Origin of the sequence: Pseudomonas sp. QTF5 (genome assembly GCF_000512695.2) — a bacterium.
In the GTDB taxonomy this organism is placed as follows: domain Bacteria; phylum Pseudomonadota; class Gammaproteobacteria; order Pseudomonadales; family Pseudomonadaceae; genus Aquipseudomonas.
In genome coordinates, this window is the sequence record NZ_AZRW02000010.1 from 23,208 (window position 1) to 37,161 (window position 13,954).

General features: G+C 50.9%; 15 protein-coding genes and 1 pseudogene. 10 read left to right on the forward strand and 6 right to left on the reverse strand.

What is annotated here, in order from left to right:
• Nucleotides 1-21 precede the first annotated feature (21 nt).
• The 3 genes from IC37_RS10390 to IC37_RS10400 all read right to left on the reverse strand — a co-directional run bounded on the left by IC37_RS10390 (nt 22) and on the right by IC37_RS10400 (nt 2,112).
• Nucleotides 22-1,257 (reverse strand): RNA polymerase sigma factor, encoded by a 1,236-nt coding sequence (locus IC37_RS10390; RefSeq protein ID WP_030132595.1) that lies wholly within the window; start codon nt 1,255-1,257, stop codon nt 22-24.
• Nucleotides 1,258-1,260: 3 nt separating this feature from the next.
• Nucleotides 1,261-1,605, reverse strand: a complete 345-nt coding sequence (locus IC37_RS10395; protein ID WP_030132596.1) for a YciI family protein — start codon at nt 1,603-1,605, stop codon at nt 1,261-1,263.
• Between the two features lie 81 nt (nt 1,606-1,686).
• Nucleotides 1,687-2,112: a nuclear transport factor 2 family protein gene (locus IC37_RS10400; RefSeq protein ID WP_030132597.1), complete on the reverse strand. Its 426-nt coding sequence runs from the start codon at nt 2,110-2,112 to the stop codon at nt 1,687-1,689.
• Between the two features lie 141 nt (nt 2,113-2,253).
• Between IC37_RS10400 and IC37_RS10405 the strand changes: the two genes are divergently transcribed.
• The 3 genes from IC37_RS10405 to IC37_RS10415 all read left to right on the forward strand — a co-directional run bounded on the left by IC37_RS10405 (nt 2,254) and on the right by IC37_RS10415 (nt 4,736).
• On the forward strand, nt 2,254-2,739 hold the full coding sequence (locus IC37_RS10405; RefSeq protein WP_030132598.1) for a GNAT family N-acetyltransferase: 486 nt from the start codon (nt 2,254-2,256) through the stop codon (nt 2,737-2,739).
• Between the two features lie 18 nt (nt 2,740-2,757).
• Nucleotides 2,758-3,363 (forward strand): pyridoxamine 5'-phosphate oxidase family protein, encoded by a 606-nt coding sequence (locus tag IC37_RS10410; protein ID WP_030132599.1) that lies wholly within the window; start codon nt 2,758-2,760, stop codon nt 3,361-3,363.
• 314 nt (nt 3,364-3,677) lie between these two features.
• Entirely contained in the window at nt 3,678-4,736 is a 1,059-nt protein-coding gene (locus IC37_RS10415; RefSeq protein WP_030132600.1) for a hypothetical protein, read from the forward strand.
• A gap of 188 nt (nt 4,737-4,924) precedes the next feature.
• Here the strand turns inward: IC37_RS10415 and IC37_RS30460 are convergent, their stop codons facing one another.
• Nucleotides 4,925-5,335: a hypothetical protein gene (locus tag IC37_RS30460; RefSeq protein ID WP_256580707.1), complete on the reverse strand. Its 411-nt coding sequence runs from the start codon at nt 5,333-5,335 to the stop codon at nt 4,925-4,927.
• A gap of 166 nt (nt 5,336-5,501) precedes the next feature.
• Here IC37_RS30460 and IC37_RS30465 point away from each other — a divergent pair, with 166 nt between their 5' ends.
• From IC37_RS30465 to aqpZ, 7 genes and pseudogenes are all read left to right on the forward strand, one after another.
• Nucleotides 5,502-6,113: an MATE family efflux transporter gene (locus IC37_RS30465; RefSeq protein ID WP_256580706.1), complete on the forward strand. Its 612-nt coding sequence runs from the start codon at nt 5,502-5,504 to the stop codon at nt 6,111-6,113.
• 89 nt (nt 6,114-6,202) lie between these two features.
• Entirely contained in the window at nt 6,203-7,261 is a 1,059-nt protein-coding gene (locus IC37_RS10425) for a hypothetical protein (protein ID WP_030132602.1), read from the forward strand.
• A complete protein-coding gene (locus IC37_RS10430; protein WP_081729436.1) occupies nt 7,258-8,094 on the forward strand; it encodes an inositol monophosphatase family protein in 837 nt (278 codons plus the stop codon). The genes IC37_RS10425 and IC37_RS10430 overlap by 4 nt, the downstream gene beginning before the upstream one ends.
• 29 nt (nt 8,095-8,123) lie before the next feature.
• Complete coding sequence (locus IC37_RS10435) at nt 8,124-9,260, forward strand: radical SAM protein (RefSeq protein WP_030132603.1); 1,137 nt, start codon at nt 8,124-8,126, stop codon at nt 9,258-9,260.
• A complete protein-coding gene (locus IC37_RS10440; protein WP_081729437.1) occupies nt 9,257-9,943 on the forward strand; it encodes a thymidylate kinase in 687 nt (228 codons plus the stop codon). The genes IC37_RS10435 and IC37_RS10440 overlap by 4 nt, the downstream gene beginning before the upstream one ends.
• Nucleotides 9,944-9,964: 21 nt before the next feature.
• Nucleotides 9,965-10,154, forward strand: a pseudogene (locus tag IC37_RS30470) (pyridoxamine 5'-phosphate oxidase family protein); the annotation flags it as partial.
• A gap of 279 nt (nt 10,155-10,433) precedes the next feature.
• Nucleotides 10,434-11,132 (forward strand): aquaporin Z, encoded by a 699-nt coding sequence (gene aqpZ, locus IC37_RS10450; RefSeq protein ID WP_030132605.1) that lies wholly within the window; start codon nt 10,434-10,436, stop codon nt 11,130-11,132.
• A 22-nt stretch (nt 11,133-11,154) separates the two neighbouring features.
• Here the strand turns inward: aqpZ and IC37_RS10455 are convergent, their stop codons facing one another.
• Both IC37_RS10455 and IC37_RS10460 read right to left on the reverse strand, forming a co-directional pair.
• Nucleotides 11,155-12,279, reverse strand: a complete 1,125-nt coding sequence (locus IC37_RS10455; RefSeq protein WP_030132606.1) for a GNAT family N-acetyltransferase — start codon at nt 12,277-12,279, stop codon at nt 11,155-11,157.
• A gap of 149 nt (nt 12,280-12,428) precedes the next feature.
• Nucleotides 12,429-13,772 carry an OprO/OprP family phosphate-selective porin gene (locus tag IC37_RS10460; RefSeq protein WP_030132607.1) on the reverse strand — a complete coding sequence of 448 codons (1,344 nt, stop codon included), beginning with the start codon at nt 13,770-13,772 and terminating at the stop codon, nt 12,429-12,431.
• Between the last annotated feature and the right edge of the window lie 182 nt (nt 13,773-13,954).

The following is a 13,954-nucleotide window of genomic DNA, read 5'->3' on the forward strand; positions in this document are numbered from 1 at the left end:
TGCTGCACCGCACATCCATGATCACTCCAACACCCTGAGCCGCCCCTCGATAAACCGCCGCTCCGGCACTTGCTGCGTCAATTCCAGCGCCCGCTCATACGCCGCTCGCGCCTCTTCCACCCTCCCCAACTGCCGGTAAAACTCCGCCCGCGCCGAGTGCGCCAGGTGGTAATCCAGCAACTCGCCCCGCGCCAGAATCCCTTCGATCAACATCAATCCGGTCAACGGGCCATCGCGCTTGGCCAGCGCCGCCGCGCGGTTGAGTTCGATCACCGGCGATGGCACGGCCCGCAGCAGCACGTCATACAGGCCGACAATCTGCAGCCAGTCCGTCTCCTGCGCCGTCGGCGCTTCGGCATGCACCGCCGCAATCGCCGCTTGCAGGCAATAAGGCCCGAAGCGCCGAGTCGTCAGCGCCCGCTCAACCAGTGCACAGCCTTCGGCAATCAGCTCGGCATCCCACAACGAGCGATCCTGCTCGTCCAGCACAATCAACTCGCCGTCGGGTGAGGTTCTGGCCGGGCGCCGGGATTCGTGCAACAGCATCAGCGCCAGTAGCCCCATTACCTCCGGTTCGGGTAGTAATTCCATCAACAACCGACCGAGACGAATCGCTTCGCGCGTCAGGTCTTCGCGGGTCAATTCGTTGCCGACAGACGCCGAGTACCCTTCGTTGAACACCAGGTAAATCACCCGCAGCACGCTGTCGAGACGCTCGGGCAGTTCCGTCAGGGTGGGCACCTGATAAGGGATTTTCGCGTCACGAATCTTGGCCTTGGCCCGCACGATGCGCTGGGCGATGGTGGCCGGCGCCGCGAGAAAGGCTCGGGCGATTTCTTCAGTGGTCAGGTCGCAGACTTCGCGCAGGGTCAACGGCACTTGGGCGTCCGCCGCCAGTGCCGGGTGACAACAGGTGAAAATCAGCCGCAAGCGATCGTCTTCCACATCTTCATCACTCCAGTCAGCCTGCTCCAGCTCTTCCAGTTGAGCGATCAGCATCGGTCGGGACGCGTTAAAGCGCGCGCGCCGACGCACTACATCGATGGCCTTGAAGCGCCCGGTGGACACCAGCCAGGTGCGTGGATTGTCCGGCACACCGTCACGCTGCCAGCGCTCGACCGCGACGAAGAACGCCTCGTGCAGCGCTTCTTCGGCGAGGTCGAAATCGCCGAGCAGACGGATCAGGGTCGCCAGAATCCGCCGCGAATCTTCGCGGTAGACCTGCTCGACTCGCGCCTTGACCGCTGCGTCCGCCATCACTCAGGGATTCAACTGCCGCACAGGGCGTACTTCAACACAGCCGACCCGGGCCGCCGGAATGTTGCCGGCGACCTGGATGGCTTCATTGAGGTCCTTGGCATCGATCAGGTAGAAGCCGGCCAACTGCTCCTTGGTTTCAGCGAACGGGCCATCGGTGACCGACATTTTGCCGTTGCGCATGCGCACGGTGGTCGCGGTCTGCACCGACTCCAGCGCTTCGGCGGCGATCATCCGGCCGCTGCCCTGGATCGACTCGGCATAGGCCATGCACTCGGCGTCATCGGGGCTTTCGGGCAGCGAGTGCAACGCGTGCTCGTTGCTGTAGACCAGGCATAAATATTTCATGAGTTTCTCCAGGATCGAACGAGTCAACTATGGCCGCAGATCGGCGCTTTGGCGCTGCTTCCCGATAAACAGCCCGACGAATCAGGGTTCCAGATTGAACAGGATCGCGCCGCTCGTCATGTCGAACGGCGCCGACCAGTGTTCGTGAACAATCTGCCATAGCCCCGCTTCCTGGCGGTAGCAGGCGGTGACGCGCATCCAGCAAGCCTGGGTTTCACCTTTTTCATTGGTGCCGCCGCAATGCGCCAGCCAGTGCGCGAAAGCGATCTCCTGGGACGGTTCGATGGTGATTTCATGGAACTCGAAAATGTGCGGGCCAGGACACATCTCCATGCATTCCTGCCAATGCGCACGGTAGGCCGCCTTGCCCTTGAATTGCAGGGCTTTGACGGCATCGAAGGAGACAACGTCGTCGGCGTACAGGGCCATGACCTTTTCCACGTCCTTGGCGATTACCGCCTGGCGATAGTTCTCGATCAGGTTATGGATTTGTGTTTGAGCATTCATGATGGTTTCTCCGTGTTTTTTTGTTGAAGACACCCTTAGTCGTCTGGCGAAAAGCCAAATCGACAACCGAAATAAAAATAATCCATGGGTGCAAATTCGCTAGAATCCGAGGCTCATTTCCGTTGGAAAAAGGACCCTCCAGTGACTGCCCGACTCGTGCCTTACGAAAGCCTGAACACCCTGCAGCGCCAACAGGTCGAGGCCATCGAAATCCACGCCGAACAAATCAAATTCTCCGGCGACATTCATGGTGCGTTGCACACCTTGCTGTCCAAGCCTGGTCCCGGCGTCAAAGGTTTTGCCCTGCTGGTGGAGGATGTTCCGGTGGCCTTTCTGCTGCTCAAGCGCCCGCCGGTGCTGCCGGCCTGGGCCAACGAACACAGCGCCACCCTGCACGCCCTACAAGTCGATCGCCGCGCGCAAGGCAAAGGCTATGGCAAAGCCTGCCTGCAAGCCCTGCCCGAAGCTGCGCGCCAGGCCTGGCCGGAAATCAAAGGGCTGGAGTTGTCGGTGGATGCAGACAATGAGTCGGCCATCGCGCTGTATGCCAAGTTTGGCTATGTCGACAGCGGCGAAGCGTACAAAGGCCGGATCGGTTACGAACGGCGAATGGGGCTGGTTTTCTGATTCGTAGAGGGATGAACGATGTTGAATTCAATCGAAGCGCTGGAAGCGATCTACGGCCTGCCCCATGACCGCGCGGTGCGCAAGCAGATCCCGTTTCTGAACGAGGACTATCAGGCGATGGTCCGCGCCTCGCCACTGGTGATTATCAGCTCGGTCGGCCCCGACGGCATGGACGGTTCGCCGCGTGGAGATACGCCGGGTTTCGTGCGGATCGTCGATGAGCGCACGCTGGCGATCCCGGATCGACCGGGCAACAACCGCATCGACACGCTGCGCAATGTCGTGCTCGACTCGCGGGTATCGCTGCTGTTCATCATCCCCGGGATCGGCGAGACGCTGCGGGTCAACGGCACGGCGCAGATCAGCGCCGAGCCCGGGTTGCTGGAGAGTTTTGCGGTCAATGGCAAACCGGCGCGCACGGTGATGCTGGTGACGGTGGAAGCAGCGTATTTCCACTGTTCGAAGGCGATGGTACGTTCGGATGTGTGGAACCCGGAAAAATACCTCGAACGCTCGGCGCTGCCGACGGCGGGCGCATTTCACAAGCGATTGAACGACGGGCAGTTCGATGTCGAGACGTATGACCGGGAAGCACCGGTGAGAGTGCGGGATAGCCTGTATTGACACAATGCCCCCAACTTTATTCCTACAGCCTCTCGGACAATTACCTGTAGGAGTAATCTTTCAAAGAAAAAAGTTTCTTTTCCTATGTTGAATACTTGGACATCAACGCCTGTAAGACACTTCTGATTTTTAGTATAAACATTGACGATCTGCCCATATCGAAACTAGGGTTCAGTACATGAGTGCTATCCCTTCGAGCGGTGAAGTGATTCCAAGTAAAATACTTGGCGCCTATTTCTTTGGAGCACGGCCTCTCACAGCTTACAAAAATGTCTCGAGTTATATTCTCACCATCGCGCAGGGAGTAACAGGTAATGACCACACTCATAAAAACCTCGCAATCAAAAATCTTTGACAATGAGATATCCATATTAGATGGAAGAATCTCAATTCCAAAACACTATCTACGCGAAAGAGCTTTTTTAGAAAGCACAAGCATTCTCGTTATTTCAGGCTCTTTAATCGAGGGGATTGGAACAATTCATTCTGACATCGATTGTATTATTCTGTGCGACCAACGACCAAAAGCAAACAACATTAAAACTAGCGAACACGCACTAGTTACAGATATAAACTATCATTACATCACCCAAGATGAAGAAGTTCATAACACAACAGATTTTTATGGTGACACCAGCATCCACATTGATGCTGATTACATAACATTTTCCGAATTAGAAGGCATCACTGACAAAATTGAGAAAGTATTCGATGATATTACTTATGATCAGCACTTTCTCTATCGCCCAGTTTTATCAAACACGGAGAACAATGTCATTCATAGATTATTAATTGGTCACGCATTGGAGAACGAGAAAAAATTCAATCGATTGAAATCCGAGATACCTTTGGAGAAGCATATTTATGTAGCTCACCGTGAAAAACTCCCCGTATTTTATGCATTTCAGGATGTTCAAGGCTGTTGGCAGTCGGGAAACCTTTGGATGGGTTGTGAGATAGCTCGGGATATGATGCTAAAGACAACAATGAGCTTTACCTACTTAACAGGCACAACCAACAAGCACTACAAGTGGGTTTATTCAAATATGTTCAGAGTTAATGGATTTGATGAAATTAAAAATAAATTCTTTGCCTTGGCAAGACTGGGTGCGGTCACAGAGGCTGAGTGCCGTTCATACATTCAAGAAACGCTGAAATATATGGACTTGGTATTTCTGGCAATTGAAGGACTGCTAAAAAAATCAGAAATTTACCCATCAAGGCAAAAGTCTCTTTCTGCACTGGATAAAGAATTCAACAAACGAAAACAAACCAAGCACAAAATATCGATGTGTGAATACCACTTCAGAAAAAAATATTTCGCTGCGGAAGGAACTCCATCTTTAATCAGCCTACTCAAAGAATGGGATTGAGGCGAGCGACTTGCAAGCACGGCCAACTTCACTTATCAGGCCTCCATTATATACCTAAACAAATACGGGCGACCAAACATGGAAGTTACCCGAATAGCCATTCCGCTGATATTTTCCAGACTAGGGGAGATGATTGCATCGCTACTTTACTTTTCTTTTATTGGACACTTTATAGTCGACTCACTTAGTCATGCATCACTCGCATGGGCATTAATTTCCTTTCTAACAGTAGTAGGTATTGGATTTTTCTCAACGTCGTTGGTGAAAATTGCTGGATCCACTGACTTAAACGCGAACGACATCGAGCTCGATCTAATCATTTCATTTAGGCTTGCAATTTTACTTGGCACAATTATTGTTTTCTCTATATACGCATTAAGCACTAACGCATCAAGATTGCTTACGAACAACGGCAATCTCGAAGGGCTTAAAGTATTACTAACGCTTTCACTCTCCATCCCCGCCTTATACTTACAGATAGTTATTTTCAATTTTTTCAATGCTATTAAAAAAGTTCGATACGAGTTGATATACACATGGCTATTCACTGCCACCCTTGCTTTAGTCTGCACTTTTTTGGTTTCGACGAAATCAAACATAAATATAATTCATTTCGTGTTCGCATACTGTGGCTTAAGGTGTTTTTTTGCTGGCTTTGCGCTCGTTTTTTTTAATCTAAAAATTCATCAATATATCTCCCAATTCAGACATTCACGAAACATCCCGACTATAGCGTATGTGCATTACTTTACTGGCGGCCTCCCAATGGCACTTTGTTTTGGCGGTGAAAGCCTGCTATTTTTTATGCTTTCCCTCATATCAAAAAACTTAGACGATATAAGCTTATCAGCGTATCAGGCATCGCTCCATTTTTTAAGCATCATATACATGGTCTCAATTGGAGCGGGAAATGCTACAGGGATAATTGTCGCACGACACTATGTCGCAATGGACCTCCACTCTTTGAGCACAACCTACATTCAAGGGATGAAGTTCGGATTTTTTATATTGACTCCGTTTCTGCTAGCTTGTTTTTTCTTAAAGGCCGATATATCAGCAATCTATACGTCCGATACACTGACGAGGCGATTGATTGAGGGCAATATCCTGACCTCAATCCCATTTTTAATATTCGAATACGTTTATGTTGTGACTCGAATGACGTTAAGAAGCATGGGAGACTTCTGGATTCCCACGCTATTTACTATATCGCTACTCAACATCCTCGGATTAATTCTTTCTGTCGGACTGCTATCACTTTATGACTATAGCGTTAACTCCATATTTTTAGCCCTAGTATTTTGTTCGTTTTTTCTGATGTTGTTTCTACTTTGGCGCCTAGGAAGCATCTTAAAAACACAAACCGCAACCAATTAGTAGAGCATTAAATTAGAAAGGACACCGCATAAAACTCGATAACTAAAACTGAGCTTTTCCATCTTGCGCATCATCGTGAGGTCGTAACTATGAATCACGCAAATCCCGCACCATATTCGCTAAATCAACGTACCAACTCTATAACTATCATTAGTGAGCATCATGGTTGGCGAACATTGAGTGGCGTACAAACAAGCGACTATTACACCTATCGAAACGCCATACTTAATGGCTGCCATCTTCAAAGAGCCTGTTTCGACCTCCGACATCCTGAAGAAATGATTTGTGATCTGAGCAACCTCGAGCAAATTTACAATGGTATGTCCGGTGAGAACATTGTGCGTGTATGGAATTATTTGAACTCAAGCACAAGCAAAATTAATTCCAGAGAGGTCCGTAGAATTAAAGGAGATGGGCTATCACCAGAAATAGCTATTTCTGGCCCATCCAAATCGTTCCTTGGCAACTTGAAAAACTCACTTATTAGCGAGGCATTTGCACACCTTCATCGCGATGTATCTCGAGCCCCTACGAGAGAAGATATTCGAGGTATTACCAAGAGCAGATTACTTATAAATACAAGTAATGAAACCATGGAATTTCATAATAAATTCTGCGCCTTCTATAGCAAGTACATATCCCACGAACATTGGGATAGCAGTTTCGCCCTCAACACGAGATATGTTTACGAGGACCATCCAATTTGGTCCAAAATCGAAAAAATAGCAAAAAACAAACTATTTTTACTGTCGGCGGGTTTACCGCTTGCCCTTGGCTATTTGGCGGCAACTGGAGATCATAATATTTTCTTTTCTGAAGTTCACCGGCAAAACGACTCTAGCCTGCTGAGTAGAGATGACGCTTTTCAAGATGTTTTCCCTACCCCCACCTCATCGAACGGACCGTGGTTGATTATAGATAAAGCTTATACCGGAGGTAGTCTCAGGCAGGCGGCAAACATGATTAGAAAAAAATTTGGTTATAACGTCGAAGTCAAAACTGTAGCGCTATTCCCAAAATCATTCAGTGCCTTCATGAGCGCGGATTACGCTGTTTATGCTGGAAAACTATTTGAAGTCAAGTCTTACGCCCCCCGATTAGACAGGGACCATTGGCACATACAATTAATAATGGAACAATCGATATGAGACCATTATTTAGACGCGAGCATGTTCCCGAGTTAGAGGAATGCCTCTACGAGGCTAGAAAACAATTACGGCGTTATTGGGCGGGAACCCTGGCTTGTTTACCAGACTCCAAGACAGAAAACAAATACTGGAATAACTCGCAAACCCAGTATGACTTAGATTGCCAGAGGATATTATATGACTGCCTTTCTAATATCAGCATGCGAATTACGATATATTCCGAAGAGAACACTTCAGCAGTCACATATGGTGATACCGGAGATTTCTACCTACTTATAGATCCTCTAGATGGAACGCACAACGCTGTTTTAGGCTTTCCTGCTTATACATCTAGCGTGGCACTTTACCATGAGGGAGTCTATATATTCGGTTGGATTTATGATTTTTCAAGAGATTTAGTATATACCGCCGCATTAGGTGAGGGAGCCTACCTTCAGTCGTCGATTATTGTAAAAAGACTTCAGACTCGTAAAATCAATCGTATAGAAGACATGCGCATCTCTTTCCACCGCCCAAAAGAGGATAGAGAAAAAATTATAATTGAAAAGCTCATATGGATGGCAAGTAAAGTCCGCGTCTACTCATGTTCCTCATTGGAAATTTGCCTTATTGCTGCCGGGGCTCTTGATGCCTTTATTGACATCGACACACCAGGACATGAGCGTAGTTGCGACATTGCCGCAGCAGAGTTGATTTTGAGAGAAGCAGGAGGTGCGCTATTTGATATAACAGGGCACCCTAGACTATCCCTACCTCCTTCGCCGGCTTCTCTTTCAGACAACGGAACTTTGATTGCCTTGTCCTCCGAAAAACTGATACAACTTATCTTGTAGTGCTGGACCAACTTAACGGGAGATAACGTATGCTAGTCGAAGCTGTAAGCCTGAAACTTGAATTACTGTGTAAGGGGGTAAGTTTTACTAGGGAGTTTCTAGAATATTATCAAGTTCGAACAGATCACATCGAAAAAAGGAGAGCCTATGGGACAGGTGACAGCATCATTCTTAATTCGAGTACTCGCACTCCGCAAGAAATCATTCTTGATGGGCAAATTATCGCAGCTGCAAATTACAATCCGTACTCAGACTACCGCATAGCCTTAGAGCAAGAAACTCCTGTGCTCAAGCATGGAAATAGAACGGTGAGAATTACATTTCCAAGTAGGCCTAGATCTTATGGAAAATATTTGAGCAATGGCGAGTTATTTGAGCAACATATAACCATCTATGGAAATTCGACACTCGGAATTTTTTCTCCAGGTCACTGTTATTACTTTAATGATGGCAATGAATGCAAGTTCTGCTCTCTGGGATCAGCAAGAGAAACTCTGTCTGATCATAAAATGCGAATAAAGGGCGATGTAGCGGGCGAAGCAGTAGCTACGGCCATCAAGGAGGAGGATGGTCGATATAAGAGAGTGCTATTGAACGGCGGTACGATTCCAAACTATGACAAAGGATACTCAATACATATGGATTTACTAGAACGTGTAAAAGATACAAATCTGCAAAGCAGTTTGGAGTATCACTTAATTTCTATGCCTCCTAAGGATTTTCGCCTTTTTGATCGATTCAAAAAAATTGGCAACAATATGTCAATGAGCCTAGAGGTATTCAACCCAGATTTATTTTCAGAAGTTTGCCCAGGGAAAGCTCGTGATTATACCCGCGAACGTTTTTTTGCCGCTTTCGAAGCCGCAGTGGATGTTTTAGGTCGTGGCAACGTATATGCAGGATTTGTCGCTGGCATGGAACCACTAGAGTCAATTATTGAAGGCATCGAGTATTTTGGGGATATGGGAGTGGTACCTGCTGTTGCTGCATTTCACCCTGACGCTGGCTCACAATATTCTAACAGGCAGCGCCCCTCAGTAGATTTTCTGATAAAGCTTGGAAAAAAAATGTCGGAAATATATCGCAGAGAAGGGTTTCAACCATTAATTGAGGGGAGCGGTAGAAACTCGTTAGATACCGAAGCCTATTTGGGGGGATTTGCATGAATCACCCAGCTAAGCAAGCTATATTTATCGCATTTGAAGGCACTGACGGCGCAGGAAAATCTACAGTTGCAAGGGCAACATATGACAAGGTTTTTGAGTCCTATTCCGAACTGAATTATATAGATAAAAATCGACCGCCTGTATCATCAGGGTATACGGAATTTCATATGTCCCGAATACGTGAAATCCTTTGGGATTACCCGGACAATGCCCCTCTGGACCAATTAGGCGACCGGCATTGGATAAGTTTAATCACCGCGTGGTTTCAAGCCACAGATTATGCCGCCATCAGACCGTTAATGAACTCTGGAGTTAGTTGCATCGCAGATGGTTGGTACTACAAATACTTGGCACGTTTTTTACTTAAAGACACATACTTGGCTGAAGAGGCAATATCAATATTTTCAACAATTAGAAAACCTGATGCCGTCATTTTTTTGGATGTCGACCCAGTTCTTGCAGCGAAAAGAAAAGGGTCTTTTCGCCTTAGCGAGAGCGGGGCCTATGATGGCGGCAATGAAGATCGACTTAAAAGTTTCATCGCGTATCAAAATCGAGTTCGATCCAGCTATGAGCGATGTGGTTTGGCAAATTGGGTGAGGATCGATACGACCGACCTTAGTGAGGAAGCTGTACTCGATAGGGCGGTGAGCGCAGTACAAAATATACTCGGAAAAATATAGAACACAGCAGACTTTGTGATGATGAAGGCGGCATACCTCCATTGCTCAAAAGTCATCGTGCGTTCGGCTTTGTGGAACCCGCAGAAATACCTCGAACGCTCGGCGCTGCCGACCGCCGGGGGCGTTTCACAAGCGCCTGAACGACGGGCAGTTCTATGCCGAGACGTATGACCGGGAAGCACCGGTGAGAGTGCGGGATAGCCTCTACTGATTCCCTGACACCACCATTCAATGTGGGAGCGGGCTTGCTCGCGAAAGCGGAGTATCAGTCGACATTAATGCCGGATGCCAGGCCCTCTTCGCGAGCAAGCCCGCTCCCACATTAGATCTGCGAACCGCCACAACCCTTTGAACACCGACCCTGGCGGTTTTTTATGGTCACTGGAATTTCATTAAAACCCTGCTGTACTCAGCCAGGGTACTGGAGATGGTTCTGTAGTCCATCTGCTGGATGCACAACTACAGTGTTATCTCTGCAGGGAAAATCGCTATGTCTTTGTTCAAACGCTCGGCTACAGAATTGGTGGGGACGTTCTGGTTAGTGTTAGGAGGGTGCGGCAGTGCGGTTCTGGCGGCCGCGTTTCCAGATGTGGGGATCGGATTGCTGGGGGTGTCCCTGGCATTCGGTTTGACGGTGCTGACGATGGCCTTCGCCATCGGCCACATTTCGGGCTGTCATCTCAACCCTGCGGTCTCGGTCGGGCTGGTGGTCGGCGGACGATTCCCAGCCAAAGAACTGCCCGCCTACATCATCGCCCAAGTGATTGGCGGGATCATCGCAGCGGCTCTGTTGTACTTCATCGCCAGCGGCAAACCCGGCTTCGAACTGGCCAGCGGCCTTGCATCCAATGGCTACGGCGAACACTCGCCCGGCGGCTACTCGATGGCGGCAGGTTTTGTCAGTGAACTGGTGATGACCGCCATGTTCATCCTGATCATTCTCGGCGCCACCGACAAACGCGCCCCGGCCGGGCTGGCGCCCATCGCCATCGGCCTGGCGCTGACTCTGATCCACCTGATCTCGATTCCGGTCACCAACACCTCGGTCAACCCGGCCCGCAGTACGGGCCCGGCGCTGATTGTCGGCGGTTGGGCGATTCAGCAACTGTGGCTGTTCTGGTTGGCGCCGCTATTGGGTGCGGTCATCGGCGGCGTGATGTATCGCTGGCTAGGTAAAGAAGACAGTTAACCGACGCTGTAAGCAACGAAGATCAGCCTTGTCGGTAGGGCAAGGCGGTCTTCGCGTCTTCGGCATAACCCAACACCCCGACCCGCTCACGCTCAAGGAAGTCTTTCACCGCCGACTTCAAGCCCGGGTGACGCAGGTAATGCCAGGAATGGGTGATCACCGGTTCGAACCCGCGAATCAACTTGTGCTCGCCCTGAGCGCCAGCGTCGAAACGCTGGAAGCCGTTGGCAATCGCGTAATCCATGCCCTGATAGAAACAGGTCTCGAAGTGCAGACGATCGAACTCCGCGAGGCAACCCCAGTAACGCCCATAAAAGCTGTCGCCACCGACCAGACTGAAGGCCATGGCCACCGGTCGTGAGCCTTGCTTGGCCAGCACTACACGAATCGACTCCGGCATGCGCTCGGCCAGCAGACTGAAAAATTCCCGCGTCAGGTACGGCGCTTGCCGACGCACCGCGTAGGTATTGGCGTAGCAGGCATACACAAAGTCCCACTGCGCCTGGTCCAGTTGTTGCCCCTCCAGCCATTCGAAATCGATGCCCTGCCCGGCCACTTGCTCACGCTCTTTGCGCATTTGCTTGCGCTTGCGCGAACTGAGGGCGTCGAGGAAATCCTGAAAATCCCGATAACCGCGATTCTGCCAGTGGTACTGACAGCCAATACGCTGCAACCAACCTGGCTGTTCGGCCAATGCCGCGTCGGTGAATGGATCGGTGAAGTTGATGTGGGCGCTGGAAAGTTCTTCGATCTCCAGATAACCCGGCAGGCTCTGCAGGAGTTCGAAACCGTCCTCGATCGTCGCCGCCAGCAATCGCGGCCCGCTGACCGGGCTGAATGGCACTGCCGTCAACAGCTTGGGATAGTAGTCGATGCCGGCACGCTCACAGGCATCGGCCCAGGCATGGTCGAACACGTATTCACCGTAGGAATGCCATTTGCGGTAACTGGGCAGCGCGGCGATCAGGCGATCGCCTTCGATGTGCAGCAGATGCTCGGGCTGCCAGCCGGAATGCGGGCCGAGGCAGCCACTGTCTTCCAGCGCGCTCAGAAAGGCATGGCGCAGAAACGGCTGAGTTTCCGGTACCAGCGCATCCCAGGTGTGCGGCGCGATTTCCGACAGGCTTTCCAGACGTTGCAGCGGCATCAGTATCCCCGACCATCATTTTCTACAGATGGGACGAGTATCGCTTATCTGATTGCCTGACCCGAAATAAAAAAACCCCGCCGAAGCGGGGTTAAAACGAGAGGAGCTTTAACGGATGAAGAAAGAGCTCTTACTGCATTGACTACGGTTTAGAACACGTATTGCGCGCGAACCACGAAGCCGTCACCGCTGTCATCACCGGTACGACGTGCCGGGGTAGTACCGCTGGCAGTCGTGGCATTGGTCACGTTGTCAGTCTTGGCCTTGAGGTAGGCGCCAGTGATTTTCACCGCTTCGTTGGCGTACCAGTTCACACCCAGGGTATGCACCTGAGCTTCGGCATCGCCGACATCGCGGGTCAGGCTGGCGGTGGTGATGTTGTCGTCTTCGACGGTCAGGCTGTCGTAACGATAAAACAGCTCCCAGGCACCGATGGACTTGTTGGCTGGCTTGATCGCATCGAACTTGCCGACTTTATAGCCACGGGATTCACCAGTGAGGGTGTAGGCACCCTGGACGTAGAAACCGTCACCTTTGATGTCTTGACGGCTGCTGTCATCGGCCTTGGTCTTGCGGGCGACGTATTCGCCCTGGATCGAGGCCGGGCCCATGGCGAATGCGGCTTCCAGACCGTAAGCGTCGTCCCGGTCATAGGAGCCGGCAGGCGAAGTGGAACTGCCACCCAGCACCGGGCGGTTGCCGTTGGGTCCGGCATCGTTGCCACCCAGGGTTTCAACGCCACGCATGCCCATACGGGTGCGGTAACGCGAATCGAAGGCCGTGTCGGAGACATCACGCGAAGCCACGTTCACACCGAAGTGCAGCACGTTACCGGCGTCATGCATTGGGGCGAATACAAAGCGGCCGTTGACCTGTTTGATGCTGTCGCCATCGGTATCGTCGGTGTCTTTGCTGAATACGCCGGCAGAGGCGTAGAACGAATCCGCGAAGGTACTGGAGGCTTGCAGGCCCAGACCATTCTGGTGACCGTTGGCCCAATCGACCATGTCGTAGGCCATGTTGCGCTCTGGCGCAGTGACCCACTTGGAGCTGGTGGCTTTTTCCAGGCCGAAGTCCGGGTCGAAACGACCGACTTTGATCGAGACCGGTTTGAAGCCGTTGTAAGCCAACGACGCTTCGTCGAAGTAGCCGTTATCGGAGTCGCCGGTGTTGTGGGAAAAGTCGTAGCTGATGGTATAGGCCCAATCCGTGTACAGCACACCGGACAGTTCCAGGAACGCACGACGGAAGTAAGCGGCATCGGCTCTGTTGCCATTGTCGGTGTAGATACCGTCGAACTGGCTGTAGTCAGCCTGCAAGCGACCGCCCAGTTTGAAGCTGAATTCTTTGTCGGTGGTGGCGACTTCGAGGCCGCCCTTGGTTTTGACTACGATATCGGCGCCGTCAGTGGTGACGGTGCCAGCGAAAGCCTGGGCGGTTACTGCCATGGCCAATACGCTGGCGGCAAAACCGGCGAAGTGCTTACGGATCATCGAAGAGTTCCCCTAATTGGTGGTCTGTAGCTTGGAAACACGCGGGTCTGGCCCGCTTGTGTTGGGAGGGAATCTTGGAGGCGGGGTATTTCAGCCGGGTTGCTGATAGATAAAGATTTTATGACAGGGGAACTTTTTTACTTCGAATTGAAATAACGGAAAAACAGCCACAGGAGATGAGC

Bases quoted from the DNA above. Each gene is read 5' to 3' on its own strand.
- IC37_RS10390 (WP_030132595.1), bottom strand. From the start codon at position 1,257: ATGGCGGACGCAGCGGTCAAGGCGCGAGTCGAGCAGGTCTACCGCGAA.
- IC37_RS10395 (WP_030132596.1), bottom strand. From the start codon at position 1,605: ATGAAATATTTATGCCTGGTCTACAGCAACGAGCACGCGTTGCACTCG.
- IC37_RS10400 (WP_030132597.1), bottom strand. From the start codon at position 2,112: ATGAATGCTCAAACACAAATCCATAACCTGATCGAGAACTATCGCCAG.
- IC37_RS10410 (WP_030132599.1), top strand. From the start codon at position 2,758: ATGTTGAATTCAATCGAAGCGCTGGAAGCGATCTACGGCCTGCCCCAT.
- IC37_RS10415 (WP_030132600.1), top strand. From the start codon at position 3,678: ATGACCACACTCATAAAAACCTCGCAATCAAAAATCTTTGACAATGAG.
- IC37_RS30460 (WP_256580707.1), bottom strand. From the start codon at position 5,335: ATGTTTGATTTCGTCGAAACCAAAAAAGTGCAGACTAAAGCAAGGGTG.
- IC37_RS30465 (WP_256580706.1), top strand. From the start codon at position 5,502: ATGGCACTTTGTTTTGGCGGTGAAAGCCTGCTATTTTTTATGCTTTCC.
- IC37_RS10425 (WP_030132602.1), top strand. From the start codon at position 6,203: ATGAATCACGCAAATCCCGCACCATATTCGCTAAATCAACGTACCAAC.
- IC37_RS10430 (WP_081729436.1), top strand. From the start codon at position 7,258: ATGAGACCATTATTTAGACGCGAGCATGTTCCCGAGTTAGAGGAATGC.
- IC37_RS10435 (WP_030132603.1), top strand. From the start codon at position 8,124: ATGCTAGTCGAAGCTGTAAGCCTGAAACTTGAATTACTGTGTAAGGGG.
- IC37_RS10440 (WP_081729437.1), top strand. From the start codon at position 9,257: ATGAATCACCCAGCTAAGCAAGCTATATTTATCGCATTTGAAGGCACT.
- aqpZ (WP_030132605.1), top strand. From the start codon at position 10,434: ATGTCTTTGTTCAAACGCTCGGCTACAGAATTGGTGGGGACGTTCTGG.
- IC37_RS10455 (WP_030132606.1), bottom strand. From the start codon at position 12,279: ATGCCGCTGCAACGTCTGGAAAGCCTGTCGGAAATCGCGCCGCACACC.
- IC37_RS10460 (WP_030132607.1), bottom strand. From the start codon at position 13,772: ATGATCCGTAAGCACTTCGCCGGTTTTGCCGCCAGCGTATTGGCCATG.